Source organism: Rossellomorea aquimaris, from assembly GCF_000935355.1.
In the GTDB taxonomy this organism is placed as follows: domain Bacteria; phylum Bacillota; class Bacilli; order Bacillales; family Bacillaceae_B; genus Rossellomorea; species Rossellomorea aquimaris_B.
This window is the reverse complement of sequence record NZ_JXZC01000001.1, coordinates 1213259-1228657: the sequence shown is the minus strand read 5'-3', so window position 1 is coordinate 1228657 and position 15399 is coordinate 1213259. Positions and strand designations below refer to the sequence as shown.

Annotated in this window: 14 protein-coding genes; 7 read left to right on the top strand and 7 right to left on the bottom strand. The window is 44.3% G+C overall.

Translation table 11 applies throughout. The annotated features are described in order from the left end of the window. Window positions 1-22: 22 nt before the first annotated feature. The 4 genes from TV75_RS06140 to TV75_RS06125 all read left to right on the top strand — a co-directional run bounded on the left by TV75_RS06140 (window position 23) and on the right by TV75_RS06125 (window position 4401). Window positions 23-1201 carry a thiolase family protein gene (locus tag TV75_RS06140; protein WP_044337744.1) on the top strand — a complete coding sequence of 393 codons (1179 nt, stop codon included), beginning with the start codon at window positions 23-25 and terminating at the stop codon, window positions 1199-1201. A 722-nt stretch (window positions 1202-1923) separates the two neighbouring features. Further along, on the top strand, window positions 1924-3018 hold the full coding sequence (locus TV75_RS06135) for an endonuclease (protein WP_437176701.1): 1095 nt from the start codon (window positions 1924-1926) through the stop codon (window positions 3016-3018). A 138-nt stretch (window positions 3019-3156) separates the two neighbouring features. Next, window positions 3157-3705, top strand: a complete 549-nt coding sequence (locus tag TV75_RS06130) for a GNAT family N-acetyltransferase (RefSeq protein ID WP_044337742.1) — start codon at window positions 3157-3159, stop codon at window positions 3703-3705. Between the two features lie 309 nt (window positions 3706-4014). Continuing rightward, window positions 4015-4401 (top strand): VOC family protein, encoded by a 387-nt coding sequence (locus TV75_RS06125; protein WP_044337741.1) that lies wholly within the window; start codon window positions 4015-4017, stop codon window positions 4399-4401. Here TV75_RS06125 and TV75_RS06120 read toward each other — a convergent pair. Then, window positions 4398-5558: an MFS transporter gene (locus TV75_RS06120; protein ID WP_044337740.1), complete on the bottom strand. Its 1161-nt coding sequence runs from the start codon at window positions 5556-5558 to the stop codon at window positions 4398-4400. The two genes, TV75_RS06125 and TV75_RS06120, sit on opposite strands and share 4 nt — an antisense overlap. A 159-nt stretch (window positions 5559-5717) precedes the next feature. Here TV75_RS06120 and addB point away from each other — a divergent pair, with 159 nt between their 5' ends. The 3 genes from addB to TV75_RS06105 all read left to right on the top strand — a co-directional run bounded on the left by addB (window position 5718) and on the right by TV75_RS06105 (window position 13353). Further along, window positions 5718-9203 (top strand): helicase-exonuclease AddAB subunit AddB, encoded by a 3486-nt coding sequence (gene addB / locus TV75_RS06115; RefSeq protein WP_044337739.1) that lies wholly within the window; start codon window positions 5718-5720, stop codon window positions 9201-9203. Then, complete coding sequence (gene addA / locus TV75_RS06110; protein ID WP_044337738.1) at window positions 9196-12957, top strand: helicase-exonuclease AddAB subunit AddA; 3762 nt, start codon at window positions 9196-9198, stop codon at window positions 12955-12957. The genes addB and addA overlap by 8 nt, the downstream gene beginning before the upstream one ends. 93 nt (window positions 12958-13050) lie before the next feature. After that, window positions 13051-13353, top strand: coding sequence for a hypothetical protein (locus TV75_RS06105; protein WP_044337737.1), 303 nt, complete (start codon window positions 13051-13053; stop codon window positions 13351-13353). Between the two features lie 43 nt (window positions 13354-13396). Here TV75_RS06105 and TV75_RS06100 read toward each other — a convergent pair whose 3' ends face one another. The 6 genes from TV75_RS06100 to TV75_RS06075 all read right to left on the bottom strand — a co-directional run bounded on the left by TV75_RS06100 (window position 13397) and on the right by TV75_RS06075 (window position 15358). Then, window positions 13397-13615: a spore germination protein gene (locus TV75_RS06100; protein WP_044337736.1), complete on the bottom strand. Its 219-nt coding sequence runs from the start codon at window positions 13613-13615 to the stop codon at window positions 13397-13399. A gap of 67 nt (window positions 13616-13682) precedes the next feature. After that, window positions 13683-14084, bottom strand: a complete 402-nt coding sequence (locus TV75_RS06095; protein WP_044337735.1) for a spore germination protein GerPE — start codon at window positions 14082-14084, stop codon at window positions 13683-13685. After that, window positions 14084-14260: a hypothetical protein gene (locus TV75_RS06090; RefSeq protein ID WP_044337734.1), complete on the bottom strand. Its 177-nt coding sequence runs from the start codon at window positions 14258-14260 to the stop codon at window positions 14084-14086. Before TV75_RS06090 ends, TV75_RS06095 begins: the two co-directional genes overlap by 1 nt. Next, the gene (gene gerPC, locus TV75_RS06085; RefSeq protein ID WP_044337733.1) at window positions 14235-14864 is read right to left on the bottom strand and encodes a spore germination protein GerPC; all 630 of its coding nucleotides are present in this window, start codon (window positions 14862-14864) and stop codon (window positions 14235-14237) included. The genes TV75_RS06090 and gerPC overlap by 26 nt, the downstream gene beginning before the upstream one ends. A 32-nt stretch (window positions 14865-14896) precedes the next feature. Further along, window positions 14897-15124: a spore germination protein GerPB gene (locus TV75_RS06080; RefSeq protein ID WP_044337732.1), complete on the bottom strand. Its 228-nt coding sequence runs from the start codon at window positions 15122-15124 to the stop codon at window positions 14897-14899. 12 nt (window positions 15125-15136) lie between these two features. Then, a complete protein-coding gene (locus TV75_RS06075) occupies window positions 15137-15358 on the bottom strand; it encodes a spore germination protein (protein WP_044337731.1) in 222 nt (73 codons plus the stop codon). Between the last annotated feature and the right edge of the window lie 41 nt (window positions 15359-15399).

The window sequence follows — 15399 nt, the reverse complement described above, 5'->3', positions numbered from 1 at the left end:
GATAGGAAAGGGAAGTGACAAGATGAGAAATGTAGTGATTACATCGGCTCTACGTACGCCGGTCGGTGCATTTGGTGGAGCTTTCAAGGATCTGCTCCCGACGGATCTGATTGTACCTGTTATGAAAGAAGCGGCTAAAGCAAGCGGATTGTCGGCAAGTGATATTGATGAAGTGATCCTCGGGCATTGTATTCAAAGGACAGATCAGCCTAACACGGCAAGAACGGCAGCGTTACTTGCAGGGTTTGACGACACGACGACCGGCTTTACGATTCAACGCCAATGTGCCAGTGGAATGCAGGCGATCATTTCAGCAGCCATGCAAATCCAAACAGGCTTATCTGATATTGTCCTGGCAGGCGGGGTGGAAGCGATGAGCTCCAGTCCGTATATTTTGAAGCAGCACCGATTTGGTCAAAGATTGCAACATGGAGAAATTCGTGATTCGGTTTGGGAGGTCCTAGAAGACCCCATCCACGGCATCATGATGGGCGAAACAGCGGAGAACCTGGCGGAAATTCACTCGATTACCCGTGAAGAGCAGGATGAGTATGCAGTGTTAAGCCATGAGCGGGCAGCAGCCGCGATGGAGAATGGATATTTCGATTCTCAGATCGTTCCACTCACCGTGAAGGAACGAAGAGGAGAAAAGGTCATTGATAAAGATGAAAGCCCACGAGCTGGATTGATGGTAGAAAAACTGCAGAAATTAAAGCCTGCATTCCGGGAAGGCGGCACGGTGACTGCGGGGAACTCTTCAAGCCTGAATGATGGAGGGGCGGCACTGATTCTTATGAGTGAGGAAGAAGCCCGGCGAAGAGGACTTCAGCCTCTTGGAAGAATCGTTGGCTACTCAGTAGCAGGTGTGGATCCGAAAGTGATGGGAATCGGTCCCGTACCCGCCATTCAAAAAGGACTACATACAGCGGAAAATTGGTCATTGGATGATATTGAATTATTTGAAATTAATGAAGCATTCGCAGCTCAATATTTAGCCGTCGAAAAAGAGCTTGGTCTGGACCGTGAGAAAGTGAATGTCAATGGCAGCGGGATCAGTATCGGTCACCCAGTCGGCTGCACAGGTGCACGACTTGTCGTTTCTTTACTGCATGAATTGAAGCGTCGTGAATTAAAAAAGGGAATTGCGTCATTATGTGTAGGCGGTGGCATGGGCGCTTCGGTATTGGTTGAAGGGATGTAAGAAGAGAAAGTGCTGGCTCCGAATGGGCCAGTGCTTTTTTTATGGGATCTTTAGTGTGAAAATACGCTGGAAGAGTGAGAAATAGGCAAGCGGGATTGACTTCTAAAGAAAAAACGGTTTTGGAATGGGCATGTAATCAGCATTTATTTTCAAATTTGGATGTTTTGTTTTCAATAATTGAATTTTATTTTCAATTTTCATCGTTTTATTTTCAAATGTGCAATTTTATTTTCAAATTAAGAATTTGATAGTTTCCAAGAGATGAATTTTGACACTCAAGAGATGATGATAAACCTGATATTATCGACATTCCCGGTTATATTATCAACAATTCGGATTTATTATCGACTTCCGACACTTTATTATCGACTTTTCAAATTTATTATCGACATTCCCGCATTTATTATCGACTTTTCAAAAAAGCTCATTATTCAAACAGGACCGGCAACACGATCCATCCCCTCCCGAAAACCCGTCCGCACCTATTATGGAATGAACGCATCCCCTCCTGCCATACACATCACAAACCCTATGATAATAGACTCATTTTCTGGGATTTACACAAAATTTACCCTATTTTGACAATATGTAATGTACGCTAAATGTATAGTCATATTAAGAGGAGGCGAAGCAATTTGAAGATTGTAAACAAAAAGCTCATCAGCATTTTTTCTATTTTAATTATTTTTATGATTGCTTGTGGTCAAGTATCTCCAAGTCAAATGAGTGCAGCTGGAAATGGGACGTGGAGTTCGCCATTTACGGTTGATCAGGCATTATCCAATCAGAATGGCTCCACTCAGTCAGTGGAAGGGTATGTGGTCGGGCAGCCAACCTCTACGTCATCCGTTGTCACAAGTAATTTTCCAAATGATTACGCACTTGCCTTGGCGGATTCACCGTCTGAATCCAACACGGATGAGATGGTCTATGTTCAAATTCCATCCTCTTACCGTTCAAACTTTGGATTGCAAAGTAACCCTGGACTGATGGGTGAAAAAATCAAAGTGACCGGCAGTTTAACGGCCTATTTCTCTCATCCCGGGGTGAAGTCTGCGTCAGCATTTGAATCAGTGGAAGATGGCGGCACTGATCCTACCGATCCTCCAACCGAACCAACAGACCCGCCAGCCTATGAAGAATACTACAACACAGCTGAAGGAAAAACGGGATCTTCTTTAAAAACAGCACTACATAACATCATCGATGATCATCAAACCCTTTCCTACAGTGATGTATGGGGAGCATTGCGTAACACAGATGAAGATCCGAACAATCCAAACAATGTGATACTCCTATACTCAGGCCGTTCCCAATCGAAAACGACAAACGGCGGTGGAGTCGACGACTGGAACCGTGAGCACGTGTGGGCGAAATCCCACGGTGACTTCGGAACGGCGCAAGGACCAGGGACGGACCTTCATCACTTGAGACCGACAGATGTAACGGTCAATTCCACAAGGGGAAATCTTGACTTTGATAATGGTGGAACTCAGCATAGCGAAGCGCCAGGCAACTATTATGACGGGGATTCCTGGGAGCCTCGTGATGAAGTGAAAGGTGACGTTGCCCGCATGATTTTCTACATGGCCGTCCGCTATGAAGGAGACAGCGGAGAGTTGGATTTAGAAATCAATAACAACGTCAACAATGGAAGTGCCCCTTACCACGGGAAAATGTCCGTTCTTCTTCAATGGAATGAACAGGACCCTGTCGATGAAAGGGAAATCAGACGCAACGATATCATCTTCGAACAATATCAAGGAAACCGTAACCCATTCATTGACCACCCCGAGTGGGCGGAAATGATTTGGTAAGTTTAAAAGAGCCTGGAATTTTTCCGGGCTCTTTTTTTGAACGAATGGCGGTGGATGGACATGGTACGAAACTTTTTCAAGGGCATTAAAGGAATCGGAAAGGAACTCCTCGAAATACATACGTCGAGGTGAAAAAACATGAAACGGCTATTGACGGGTACAAGGATTTATCTTTCCGGATTTCAGGAAGAAGATGTTACGGCCATAAGGGAATGGAATCAAAATGAAGAAGTTCAGAGGTTACTGGATGCTCTTCCCCATAAGCCGAAAGCAGAGGAAGACATAAAAAAATGGATGGGGGATCCCGGGGAAAACGCCTTTCGTTTTGCCATTCGTTTAAAGGAGGATGGCAGGATCATAGGCTATGTCGAATTGGACGGTATTCTGTGGACCCATCGTGTGGGCTGGGTAGCCATTTCCATCGGTGACGAGCAGACATGGGGAAGTGGATACGGCAAGGAAGCCATGGAGTGTCTCTTGGCATATGCCTTTCATGAGTTGAATTTACACCGTCTTCAATTAACGGTATTTTCGTATAATGAGAGAGCGATCCGTTTATACGAATCACTCGGATTCACGAAAGAAGGAAGCTATCGGCAATTCCTGCAAAGAGACGGGAATCGTTTTGACATGCTTTTATATGGACTATTAGTGGATGAATGGGAAGATAATGTGAAAGAAGGGTGATGATGTCCTTCTTTTTTTGGGTGTGTGATAGGGAGGTGGGATCGAGCGCTCAGTCATCTTCCTTTATTTGTTAAATGACGCAATACCCATCCGGAATGACGCAAAATCAATAAAAGACGCAATTCCCTTCCGAAAAGACGCAATAAAATTCAAAACGACGCAATTAACCAAAAAAAGACGCAATCGCCTTCCCAAAAGGCGCAATTAACTACCCACTGGATAGGTAAGTGGGTATAAAGGCACTACAAAGCTCCTCGATTTATCCAGCTGACACAATAAACGGACAACCAAACGAAAGGAGGACAATATGTGAACATAACCGGCTTTAATCATCTGACAATCAACGTTAGTAATTTAGAAGAATCGCTGACTTTTTATATGGAAACCCTGCAGGCAATACTTGTCCATAAAGGGAGAAGGGATGCTTATCTGGAATGGGGTCCGATTTGGATCTGTCTCCAGGAAAAAGACAGCCTCGGAGCGTCCAGGGGATATGGGGTCGATCACATCGCCTTTTCCATCAGTGAAGAAGGTTTTTTTGAGGCTGTTCAACGTTTGAAGGAGAAGGAAGCGTGTATTGTAAGGGGACCTTTAAGAAGAGGGAAAGGATGGAGTGTCAATTTTCTTGCCACGGACAATGTCCAATTCGAGCTCCACACCTCAAATCTTCAGGAAAGAATGGAGGACTGGCACTAACCCCCCATCCCCCATCTCCTCCGACCCACATACAGCAATCCTCCCATCCAGGCATGAAACAAAAAGCATCCCAGTAACAGAAACAACGATTGAACGTAAGTCAGCTGCATGATTACTAAAGGAGCTAAGCTGGTCCCCCCTAATAAAAGAAATGAGTAAAGACTGAGAGCCTGGCTTCGGTCTTCGCCACTCATATCTCCAATAAGGGTAATCACCGTTGGGATCAACAATGAGATGCCGGAAACAAATAGGACAGAAGAAAGAACGATGATAAAGGGGTCACTCAAATGCACATAAATGAAAGCAATGGACACACTCGTAATAGAGATGGTTACACCAATAAAAAGTGTCTTATAGACTCCAATGGCTTCAAGGAGTCGGCCGGTAAAGAGCGATAATCCGACGCCGATCAATCCGACTGCCCTGATGAGAAAGAGTAGATCGGGACTTCCGGACAAGTACCTGGTCAAGCTGTCATAATAAGCAATAAAAGAGGCGAGAAGTGTGAGAACAATACCGTAGCAGAATAAGAGCTCTTTTCTCATAAGGAGTTTATAGATCGTGACGATTTGGTGTGTGACGGAAACGGATCGAGTGGAGGTTGTAGGCAGCGTTTGTTTTCCTATAAAAAACAAGGAGACGTACACCAATGAGAAAAAGAAGAACACAATCGTCCAATGGCTGAAGCGTGTGATTCCCTCACTTAGTATTTGCCCAAGGATGCCCGAAAAGAGAAATCCGGAATTGATAAATGCCAGAAGCAAGGTTCTCTTTTTTCCTGAAAACAAATCATACGTATAGGCAAAGGCGACGGGTGCAAAGCTACCCAGACAAAATCCTTGAATTCCCCGTGTGATAAATAAACTCCAGAAATCATCGGCAAGGCCTACCAGGCCTGTTGAAATCCCGGAAGCAAACATTCCCCAGACGAGAATCTCTTTTTTTCCAAACCGATCGGCGCTATTGGCAAAAGTCAGAAGTCCACAGGCGTAGAAAAAGATAAATGAGCTACCTGCAATAACGACTTCACTTTGTGGGATGGAAAGGGAGGAAGCGATATTCCCGTATATGGGAAGGAACGTATAGATATTGCATGCTACCATAACCGCCATTACCACAAGAACAAAAGCGATTCTGTTAAAATATTGATTTATCATGCCATCACCTCCCTCTTTTTACTGTATGCGGATGTTCCAAATTTTTTCAATAAAGATTGAGGCGGGAAAGATTTGTTCCTGTGTACTATAATGAACCTATACAAAAATTCAACCTGCCTCTTGGTTACAATAGATTAGTATAAGAAAAGGAGTGAGAGGATGGCTGTACGTTTTATTCTCGGACGCTCTGGTACGGGGAAAACCCATCGCATATTAGATGAGATGAAACAGAGCTTATTGGTAGCGCCGAATGGGGATCCCATCATTTACATCGTACCGGATCAGATGTCCTTTATATCGGAATACGAGCTTGTCAACACACCAGGATTAAACGGGATGATTCGCGGACAAGTGTTCAGTTTCACCCGACTCGCGTGGAAAATCCTACAGGAAACCGGTGGGATGAGCCGCTATCACCTATCCGATGTCGGTTTAAATATGATGATTCGAAAGATTATAGATGAAAACAAAGATCGTCTCCATATTTTCTCGAAGGCCGCGGATAAGCCGGGTTTCATTCACCATGTAGAATCTATGTTGACGGAATTTAAGCGCTATTGCATTTCGCCTCGGGATCTCCAGTCACTTGATGGAGAAGATGAGCGGGAGTCGAAGGTGCTGAAGGATAAGCTTCACGATCTTGAATTGATTTATGGGAAATTCGAGGAGAAGCTCGAGGGCAAATACATTGATTCAGAAGATTACTTTCAATTGTTGGCTGATAATGTGAAAAACTCTGAACTTCTCAGGCGGGCAGAGATCTACATAGATGGCTTTCATAGTTTCACTCCACAGGAATATCTCATTATCGATCAGCTTATCCGGCATAGCAAGAAGGTGACGGTTGCCCTCACCACGGATCCGGAACAGCAATTGGACGCTATGAACGAATTGAGCTTGTATCGAATGACGAACGAATCCTACCATACTCTTAAGGATATTTGCTATGGAGCAGGGAAATCCGTAGAGGAAGATGTGTTAGTGAAGCCGATTCGCTATCATAATGACACGATGTTGCATCTCGAACGTCATTTTGAGGACCGGCCAACTGTTCCATGCGAAGAATCAAAAGGATCCATTGAGTTTCTGGAAGCCTCTAATCGCCGGGCAGAGGTCGAAGGGGTCGCAAGGGAAATACGGAAGCTTGCCCGGGAAAAGGGATATCGCTACAAGGATATTGCAGTGCTGGTTCGAAACAGCCAGGACTACCGTGATAAGGTCGAAACGATTTTTCAAGATTATAGTATTCCGTTTTTCCTTGATCAGAAGCGGACAATGTTGAATCACCCTCTGATCGAGCTGATCCGTTCGACTATGGAAATCATGAACACGAACTGGAGATATGAGCCTGTATTCCGGGCGGTGAAAACAGACCTTTTGTTCCCTTATCAAAAAAATCCAACCGATCTGCGTGAAAAAATGGACCGTTTGGAGAACTATGTGTTGGCTTACGGTATCAAAGGAGATCGCTGGACGAAGAAAGACCGCTGGAAATACCGCCGCTTCCGTGGTCTTGAGCATGTGGATGCACCACAAACCGACCGTGAAAGGGAACTTGAGCATGAAATCAATGAGCTGCGTTTATTTATTTCTGCGCCGATCATCCGTCTTGGAAAACGGTTGAAAAAGCAATCTACAGGACGTGAATTCTGTGAAACTCTCTATCTTTATCTGGAAGAGTTGGATATTCCGGCTAAACTTGAACGTATGCGTATGGAAGCAGAAGATAAAGGCGACTTGATTGCGGCAAGGGAGCACGATCAAGCGTGGTCAGCCGTAATGGACTTACTTGATCAATATGTAGAAATGCTCGGCAATGAGGAAACGACGATGAAGAAATTCTCGTCCATTTTGGATGCAGGAATCGAAACGATGCAGTTCTCGTTAGTTCCCCCTGCCATCGATCAGGTCATTATTGCAGATCTTGAGAAATCAAGGCTCGGAGATATTAAAGCAGCCTTCATCATCGGAGCGAATGATGGTGTGCTGCCGGCGAAAATGAATGAAGACGGAGTCCTGTCGGATGAAGATCGCGAATCGTTGATCAATAGGGGCTTCAAGATAGCACCCAGCAACAGGACGAAGCTGCTGGACGAGGAGTTTGTAGCATATAAAGCCTTTACGACTCCGAGTGAACGATTATTCGTCAGCTATCCGATTGCCAATGAAGAAGGAAAAGCGTTATTAGCATCCTCTTTCATCAAAAGGCTGAATGAAATGTTTCCGGATGCAAATACGAAGCTTCTATTCAATGAACCGTCCGAGCTTTCCGAGGAAGAGCAGCTTCATTATGTATGTCATCCCAATGTGACGATTTCTCATTTAACGTCGCAATTACAAATGAAGAAACGTGAATATCCGATCTATGATTTCTGGTGGGATGTGTATAACTTCTATGCAACGTCAAATGATTGGAAATGGCATTCACAGCATATTTTATCCAGTCTCTTCTACCAGAATCGGGCGAATCAGCTTTCAGAGGATACGAGCAGGGATCTGTATGGTGACCACATTTTAGCGAGTGTATCCCGAATGGAGCTGTTCCATAGCTGTCCGTTTTCTCATTTTGCGAGTCATGGGTTGAAGCTTAGAGAGCGGGATTTCTTTAAACTGGAGGCACCCGATATCGGGGAAATGTTCCACTCCGCTCTTAAATGGATATCAGAAGAAGTGGAGCGTCATGGTCTCACCTGGGCATCCTTATCAAAAGCCCAGTGTCTCAAGCTTGCTAAAGAAGCCGTATTGATGCTGGCACCGAAGCTTCAGCATCAGATTCTATTAAGCTCTAACCGCCATTATTACATCGCTCAGAAGCTTGAGCAAATCATCAGCCGTGCGAGCCTAATTCTTAGTGAGCATGCAAAGGCGAGTGGGTTTGTTCCTGTTGGGGTGGAGCTTGGATTTGGTCCACAAGCGACCCTGCCTCCGTTCCAGTTCCAGCTGAGAAATGGAACGAAAATGGAGCTACAGGGAAGGATCGACCGGGTAGACAAAGCAGAGGATGCAAGTGGAGTTTACCTCAGGATTGTTGATTACAAATCGAGTGCGAGAGATTTGGATATGACGGAAGTGTACTACGGATTAGCTCTTCAAATGCTGACATATTTAGATATTGTGCTGACGAATTCCAAGCAATTTGTCGGGAAGGAAGCGAAGCCTGCAGGCGTGCTCTATTTCCACGTTCACAACCCTATGATCAATAGCAAGAAAATCTTGACGATGGATCAGATTGAAAAGGAAATATTTAAGAGTTTTAAGATGAAGGGACTTGTTCTTGGGGATTCCAATATCGTTCGTTTGATGGATCAAACATTGGATACGGGAAGCTCTGACATCATCTCGGCTGGAATCAAGAAGGATGGATCACTATCCTCCCGTTCGAAAGCAGCTTCACAGGAAGACTTTCACTATATGCAGAAGCATGTGAGAAAGCTCTATGAAGCGTCAGGGAACCGGATCGTTTCAGGGGAGACCAATATTACTCCTTACAAGCTGAAGGACCGTACACCATGTCAGTTCTGTTCTTTCCGTTCCGTTTGTCAATTCGACCAGTCCCTGGAGGAAAACGAGTACAGAGTGCTGCCAACGGCAAAACCGGAAGATCTATTAAAGAAAGTAAGAGAGGAGGTAGAGTCCAATGAGTAATGGTACGATTCCGGCGAAGCCTGATCATGTTACATGGACAGACGATCAGTGGAAAGCGATTTGGGCAAAAGGCCAGGACATTCTCGTAGCAGCTGCTGCAGGATCAGGGAAGACCGCAGTACTTGTAGAGAGGATCATTCAGAAAATCCTCTCTGAAGAAGATAGGATGGATGTGGATGAACTATTGGTTGTAACCTTTACCAATGCATCTGCCGCTGAGATGAGACATCGGATCGGGCAGGCATTGGAAAAAGCAATTGATGAGGATCCCCACTCCCATCATTTACGAAAGCAGCTGAGCTTACTGAACCGGGCTTCCATTTCTACTCTTCACTCTTTTTGCCTGGAAGTGATTCGTAAATATTACTATCTTATCGATATCGACCCGGGTTTTCGGATTGCTGATGAAACAGAAGGGGATCTCCTCCGTGATGAAGTGCTTGATGAGCTGTTTGAAGAGGAATATGGTAAAGAACATAACCATGATTTCTTTAAGCTGGTAGATACGTTTACGAATGATCGAAGTGACGGAGCACTTCAAGAAATGATTCGAAAGCTTTATGATTTTTCCCGCTCTCATCCGAACCCCGATGAGTGGCTAAGAGGGTTAAAAGAAATGTATGAGGTTGAAGAGGGGGTAGAAATTGATCAGCTTTCCTTTATACAACCCCTAATAACCGATATTAAGTTACAGCTACATGGGGCGAAAAGCCTGTTCCAGCGTGCATTGGATCTGGCCCGTGTACCTGGAGGGCCAGGCCCGAGGGCGGAAAACTTCCTAAGCGATATTGAGATCGTCGAGAGTCTAGAGGAAAGCCTCCATATTTCTTGGAACGCTTTATACGAAACCATTCAAACTTTACCCTTCACCAAGCTAAAAGCTTGCCGGGGGGATGATTATAACAAGGATATCGTTGATGAAGCGAAAAAGCTTCGGGACCAAGGAAAGAAAATGTTAGAGAAGCTCCAGGAGGATTTCTTTGCGAGAAGGCCGGAGTCATTCATCGAAGACATGAAAAAGATGAAGGAAGTGATTCACACACTGGCAGAAGTGGTGGTGGAATTCGGCAAACGTTTCCGGCAGGTGAAAGAAGAAAAGGGACTTGTGGACTTTGCTGATTTAGAGCATTTTTGTCTCGACATTTTAAGAGACCCTGCTTCAGATGCTTTACTTCCTTCAGAGGCTGCAAAGCAATATAAAAATAAATTCAAAGAAGTACTGGTCGATGAATATCAGGACACGAATATGGTCCAGGAATCAATTCTTCTTCTTATTACAGAAGAACGTGAAAAAGTGGGGAATCGCTTTATGGTAGGAGATGTGAAGCAGTCCATCTACCGCTTCCGATTGGCAGAGCCCAACTTATTTTTAGGAAAGTATACCCGCTTTCTTCCAGTAAGCGGGGAATCGGGATTAAAGATCGATCTATCTCAAAACTTCAGAAGCAGGAAGGAAGTATTAGAGGGAACCAACTTTTTATTTAAGCAAATTATGGGATCCTCTGTCGGTGAGATGGAATACAACCGGGAAGCAGAGCTTGTGAAAGGTGCCCCTTATCCTGAAGAGAAAGAGTATCCGATCGAAGTAGCAATCATTAATCAGGAATCAGAGGAAGTTTCTGGTGATGACGAAGAATTGTCCATTTTTGACGAGGGTGATATTGAGAAATCGGTACTTGAAGCCCGCTATATGGCAAACAAGGTGAAGGCCATGATTGAAGGGCGTACACCGATCTATGATGCCAAAACAAAAACCGAGCGTCCGATTCAGTACAAGGATATTGTGATTCTGCTCCGTTCCATGCCTTGGGCGGCAGAAATTATGGAAGAATTCAAACAGCAGGGGATCCCGATATATGCGAATCTGTCTACTGGTTATTTTGAAGCAACAGAGATTGCGATTATGCTCTCACTCCTGAAAGTGATTGACAATCCGTATCAGGATATCCCCCTGGCTTCGGTTCTTCGTTCTCCGATTGTTGGACTGGACGAGCAGGGGCTTGCAAGCATTCGGATCCATTCCAGAGCGGGAACGTATTACGAAGCCTTGAAGAAATTTGCAAGTGAAAAACCAAATAACGCACGTGAAGAAGGAACATTTGAAAAGGTCAAAGTGTTTCTGTATCATCTGCAAAACTGGCGGACCAAGGCTAGACAAGGTTCGGTTACGGAGCTGATTTGGCAATTGTACCGGGACACCCGATTCTATGATTATGTCGGAGGGATGGCCGGCGGGAAACAGCGACAGGCAAATCTTCGGGCACTATACGATCGTGCCCGCCAATACGAATCAACGTCCTTCAGAGGGTTATTCCGCTTCCTGCGATTCATTGATCGGATGAGGGAGAGAGGAGATGACCTCGGGGTAGCGCGAGCTCTCAGTGAACAGGAGGATGTGGTCCGCTTAATGACCATTCACTCCAGTAAAGGACTTGAGTTCCCAGTTGTCTTTGTCGCTGGCACATCGAAGCAATTCAATCTTATGGACTTGAACGCTTCCTATTTATTAGATAAAGATCTGGGTTTGGCTGCAAAGTATACAGACCCGGGAAAGCGAATCAGTTATCCATCCCTACCTCAGCTGGCATTTAAGCGAAAGAAGCGCATGGAGGCCATCTCAGAGGAAATGCGGGTGCTCTATGTTGCGTTAACCCGTGCAAAAGAGAAGCTATTCTTAGTGGGAACAGTGAAAAGTCTAGAAAAATCCCGTAAGAAATGGCAGGGAGCTTTAGGACAGACAGAATGGTTGTTATCTGATTTTGACCGGGCCGGAGCCAGTTCCTATCTTGATTGGATAGGTCCGTCCCTCATGCGGCACCCCCATTGTAAAGAGCTTGGGGAAGGTGCAGTTTTAGAAGGAAGTGGGATCAATGAAGAGATTCTAAAACATCCTTCTTGCTTTCATATCACGATGATTCATAAGTCTGAGCTTGGTGCAGTAGATGAAGAGTCAATGAGTGAAGGTGACAATTGGAAAGAGCAGGTGAAGAACGGTGGGGAAGTGGAAATACAGTCCACACACAAAGAAGAGGTATTGCACCGTTTGTCGTGGAAGTATCCACATCTGAGCGCTACAAACCTTCGCTCGAAACAGTCGGTTTCTGAGCTGAAGCGAATGGTGGAAGTAAGGGATGAAGCATCGAGTATCGATATTCTTCGTCGCCATCAAAAGCCTGTGTACAACCGGCCACAATTCATGCAGTCCAAAGAGCTGTCTCCTGCTGAAAGAGGAACAGCCATGCACACTGTCATGCAGCATATTTCTTTTGCAGATGGAGTGCCGACAGAAGAAGATGTCGCGGAGTTATTATTAAATTTGGTACACAAAGAAATCTTGACGGAAGAACAGAAACGAGCAATTTCATTAGAAGACATCGTTGGATTTTTCCAAAGCGACCTCGGTCAGCGTATGGCCAATGCAACGAATATACAAAGGGAAATTCCCTTCAGCATGAGCGTCCCCCTTAGTGAGATTTCAGAAACAGGGGAAGGGGCCCCGGAAGAAACAATCCTTGTTCAGGGGGTCATCGATTGTGTATTCAGGGATGAATTTGGAATCGTACTGCTGGATTACAAAACCGACGGTATTCATGACCGCTTTAAGGATGGTTTTGCAGGGGCGAAGCCCGTTCTTGAAGAACGATATAGAGTGCAAATTGAATTATATACCCGTGCACTGGAATCCATTTGGAAAGAAACAGTTTCTGAAAAGTATCTTTACTTCTTCGATGGTGGGCATGTGTTGGAGCTATAATAGTAAACCACTTTGAGACCTGGTCTTCAAAGTGGTTTTTTAAGGTATAAAAATTAGGGAATACCTATACTAACTATATTCAGGGGGGATTAGATGAGTAAAAAGTCGATTGGGACATGTGAATTATGTTCGCGGCAGAATGTTGAAACCACGATTCATCACCTGACACCCAAAGAGGTTGGTGGAACCTTCCTTCCCACGGCACAGCTTTGTATTCCGTGTCATAAGCAAATTCATTCCCTCTATACAAATGATGAATTGGGCATAAGGTTGAACACCATCGAAGACTTGCGCCGGGATGAAAAGATTCATAAGTTCATTAAGTGGATACGAAAGCAGCCTTCCTCTAAATTGGTGAAAACGAGGAAAAGCAAAGAACGGAGAAAAAAAGGATAAGGGTAAAAAAAACAAAAAGCCACAATGTGGGCTTCTTGTTTTTCTAATTATTTCCGGTGATGGGTTGATCTACGACATTACAATCAAAGGTGGTACTTACACTGAATACATTATAGCTTAACTGAAATGGACCAGTATTGAAGCCGCCGGCACCTCCGAATGTCTTAGAAGCAGACTTAGGTGAGATAATTGCTGTATCCCCAAACTGAACATTTCCTCCACCGACATTAAGAATAGCGACAGGACCTACTAAAGCGGGCATAATCAACATCCTCTTTTTATTTGTTTATAATGTTAGCCTATGTGAACTTCCAGGGAAGGTTCTTCATCTAATTTGGACTTTCAATCGTCTCAAACGTAAGTGGTTCGGTATCTTTTTCCAGCTGACGGATATTTTTCACCCGGCCTTCCATATACACGTTGGAAGTATTTCCGATGTGTATGATGGATGAAAACGACGTTGCCCGTATATACATATTATTTACTTTGATGGGACAAAGGTTTAGCCGGTTTACCTTGATATTCGGATTAATGCGGGGGAGGTCGATTGGCCCGGTAAATACTGGGGAATCAAAGCTTCCTTCACTGGTTAAGAAAAACTCCTTTTCACGCTGCACCGCATATGCCTTAGACACGGCATAAATGTTTTGAGAATCCCCTAATTGATAGAGCGAGCTAAAGGCTAGTGTGATTCCTTCTAAACGATCAACAATCGAGTAACGCTTAAGCATTACTTTGGTGTAAGAGGAACGAATGGACCGATGATCAGTGATTCAGGCGGCGTATCGAATGCTGAGGCTAGCTGTATGACGTCAGCATCACCGACAAGAACGAGAGAGGAACTCGTAACCCCGGCGATCTCAATATTCCCAACCGATAGTTCACGATTGATTACTTGGAGGTTCATTGTTCTTCATTCCTTCCATATTATTTGGGATCTGTGACATGAAGGAGAAGAGGGCCGTTTCGATATCCTTTTTGATTTTGCTGATGATTCTCCGTTCCCATTCTCCTTCTTGTTGTTTTGATTCAATATAGGGTATGTTCTGTAGATAGAAATCGATTCTTTGTGGCATCTGGTTCAATAAATCCTGCTGAATCATCTCGTAATATGATGGATCCAGAGACCGCTGAAAATGCATTTCATTATCCTGAATAAGATTTGGTAATTCAGAATCGATATACGCCTTAATTTCAGCAGTGATTCTTTCTTTATAGGGCTTGATGTCTTTTATTGATTTGACATCCACATTTTGCTCGACGGCAAGATCCTCTATTGTTTCTTTTAAATTATTTGGATTCAATCCAATATTTAAGGTGCCATCAAGGGATTCAACTTTGAGCTGATCAAATTTGTATTCGATTTTTTCAACATTGATTTTCGGTGTATCCCTTAGAGTTATCAACTCTTGTGACAGCTCATTCACTTTTTTTTCCAACGCGACAATTTTCGTGTTCAACATCTCGATATACTGATAAAGTTGTTGTGGGGTCATATAGTAATTGTTCATACTGCCACCTCTTTCTTTTGTCGCGATTTGGGTTACCTAGGCGTTTGCAGGGGAACGAGTGGGGTTATAGAGGGAGGCGGTTTCCCATTACCATTTTTCTCCGCTTCCGGAGCAGGCTCCGTGAAGCCCCCTGTATTATAAAGAAAGTCATTTGTTGTGATTTGTCCGCATGTTCCAATCTGAAAGATGGAGGAATTGGACATTCCCCCGATTTTAATAAATTGAATCTGTATGGATTGTTGAACATAATAATTCGTCATTCGGCATCACACTCATAGGTTAAAGTTTATTCCTTGGTCCATTCCATCATCGTCCACGGTATAGGTCAAAGAACTTTCATTGTAAACTGAAATCCCTTTCCCCGTTATGAACGAACCTGCCCCTGCGAAGGTCTTGGCTGTGGAAACTGGACTGATGTTAAATACATCTCCAATATGGAAGACGGCACTTGAACCGACGCTCACGACTTGAGCAATTCCTACGATTGCGGGCATATCAACTCACACCTTTAAGACAAAGTTAATTATTGTTATTC